Below are 2,794 nucleotides of genomic sequence, written 5' to 3' on the forward strand. Positions count from 1 at the left end.
TAATAAAAAAAGTATAAAAACTTAAGGTAAAATCCTTAAATTTTTATACTTTTTAAATTTAATAGTAAAAATTAAAATCTACATCTACACAGAAAGATCCACGACTTAAAAGTCCACCAAATGATATTGTAATATAGTTCATTTGAGAATCAAGAACTTTATTTATAATTACTTTATATCCATCAACATCGTATAAATTATCATTATCATTTGGTTCATCCAATTCTAAGTCAACCTTTGCATCACTAGTCATTGTTATACATCTAGTAAGAATTCTGATGCATGTCTTATCACTGCTAGCCAAAAGTTTGTCCAATTCTTTTTTAGCTTCATTTGTTATAAGTATGTTCATATCTTCCATTGTTGTCTCTCCTTAAAAATAATTATCTTATTTTAACATATTTTTATAATTATCATTAATTATACACATAAATATCTGAAAATTCCATAGCATACTTTTCAATTTTATTGTTAAGATCACAACTTTTTTCTATATTTATTTTTCCACCTTCCTTGATTACATTAATAGGTAACGTAATTATGAAATTAGAACCTTTCCCTAATTCACTCTCCACATCTATTGTTCCATTATGCAAATTAACTAAAGATTTAACTATTGTAAGTCCTATGCCACTTCCTTCGTTGTTTCTTGTGAGATTATTATCTACTCTAGTTAGTTTTTCAAAAACTGTTTCTAGGTAATCTTTTGGTATACCAATACCACTATCTTTGACCGATATTTTCACATTATCTGCAGTTGATTTAATACTTACCATAATTGGTTCTTTTGAAAAACTATACTTGACTGCATTAGATAATAAATTGAAAATAATTCTTTCAATCTCATCACAGTCACATGCCATAATAATTTGTTCACAATCTGTATCAAAGATAATATTCATATCATTATTTTCTTTGCTATCAATCACTGTGTTGCAAACATTCTCAACTAATTCAACTATATTATAATTTTTCATATTTAATTCGTGATAACCATTTTTTATATAAGTAATATCTATTAGGTTATTGATTAATCTAAGAAGTCTATTAGAGTTTGTTTTTAAATATTTGATATGTTCATGCAAATAATCAAGTTTATATGTATTATTCTCTAAGTTCAAACTTATAAGTTGAATTGTTGACATAATAATATTTATTGGAGTTCTAAACTCATGAGTTATATTAGCTATGAATTCATCCTTGATTTCTTCTATGCATTTAACTTGCTGTGCTAATAACTTTCTTTTTTCATTGGCAATTCTATCACTGACATCTCTACCTGCAGAAAAAAACATATTTTCTTCTTTTAAGATTTTATAATTCCAATCTATCCATTTATAATTATTATCCTTACATCTAAATCTACTTGTTACAGAGCCAAAATCACAATTACTATTAAACATCGTATCAATTATTTGATCTTTATCTTCATGATGAAGTATGTCAAAAAAGTTTATATTTTTAATATCATCATAACCTAGTATGTTAGATATTTGATAATTATTATAAATGGGATTTCCATTCAAATCCCATGTTGCAATCATATCTTCAGATACATCTATAAACTGCATTAAAGAATTATTTATTTTTTCAACTTTTCTTCTTTCAGCCTCGATATATTTGCATTTCTTCCAGTTATTTATATTTATTGATAAATATGAACATATGGTTTTTAAGTAATTCATAGGCATACATCTATCCTCATGGCCTTTTTTATATGTCAACATGATAAAACCAGAATAGTCTTTATCAAGAGTCATATTATAAATGCCTACTACAGAGAATTTATCTAATATACATTTTTTATTCATTTTAATACTGTCTAGTTGTATCATCCCTTCACCATATTTATGTATAAATTCGTAGAGCTCTCTGCCTAATTCTTGCTTAGATAATTCTTCTATAACTTCTCCAGTTTGAGCAATAGCATTTAAACTGAAGTCTTTATTATCAAAATATATTACAGAAATACCATCAGCTTTTGAAAATTTCATTAGTTTTTCTATGGTATATTGAATTAAAGATTTATATTCTCTATCTGTATCAAAAACACCTATGTCACAAGTAATTTGAGTTATTTGATTAAGAGCAACTTGATATATGTCATTCAAAAACTTTCTGAGTGTTATATCTAATTTACAATTAGCTATATATTTTATATTATTATTATCATCAAAAATAGGTCCTAAGGTATTACTATACCATTTTTTTTCATTAACAGTTAAATAAATATTTTCATCATTTATTATCTTTTTCTTATCTATTACTATTTTTTCTTTCTTTTCAAGAAAATGACAATCTTCTTTGTTTAGAAAGTCTTTGCTAGTTTTTCCTATAATTTCACTTTTTTCACAAGATAAGTTATCTGCAAATTGTTGATTTACATATATATACTCTCCATTAGTATTTTTGATACAACATTCTACTTGCATTAGATCCAATAGATCTTCTAAATCTTTTTTTGTATACTGCTTATCATATTGTCTCCTTCCAATTATAAAATAAGCATTCTCTCCTTTAAAATCATCTTCTATAAGTTCACCCCATAATGAATGAAAATTATTTTCTTTATTTTTTATATAAAAGTGAAACTTATTATTTTGAGGAAGTTCATTTATAAGCTTATCAAAAGAATGATTAGTAATAGAAATTATTTGGAATAAATTTTTTCCGATTACATCCTCATCATTAACCCCTAACAGCTCTAAAAGAAACTTATTTATAAATAGTATTTGTTTATTTCTGTTAATAACAATAACAGAATAACATAATGAATTTAAAATTTTAATCATAG

Annotated in this window: 2 protein-coding genes; both read right to left on the reverse strand. The window is 24.7% G+C overall.

The genetic code is table 11. The features are described from left to right. Window positions 1-58 precede the first annotated feature (58 nt). Window positions 59-361, reverse strand: coding sequence for a hypothetical protein (locus NSA58_RS18400; RefSeq protein WP_039681100.1), 303 nt, complete (start codon window positions 359-361; stop codon window positions 59-61). A gap of 55 nt (window positions 362-416) precedes the next feature. Then, on the reverse strand, window positions 417-2,794 hold a 2,378-nt coding region (locus tag NSA58_RS18405), incomplete at its 5' end, for a sensor histidine kinase (protein WP_039681099.1).

It is taken from the genome of Terrisporobacter muris, from assembly GCF_024621905.1.
GTDB classification, from domain to species: domain Bacteria; phylum Bacillota; class Clostridia; order Peptostreptococcales; family Peptostreptococcaceae; genus Terrisporobacter; species Terrisporobacter muris.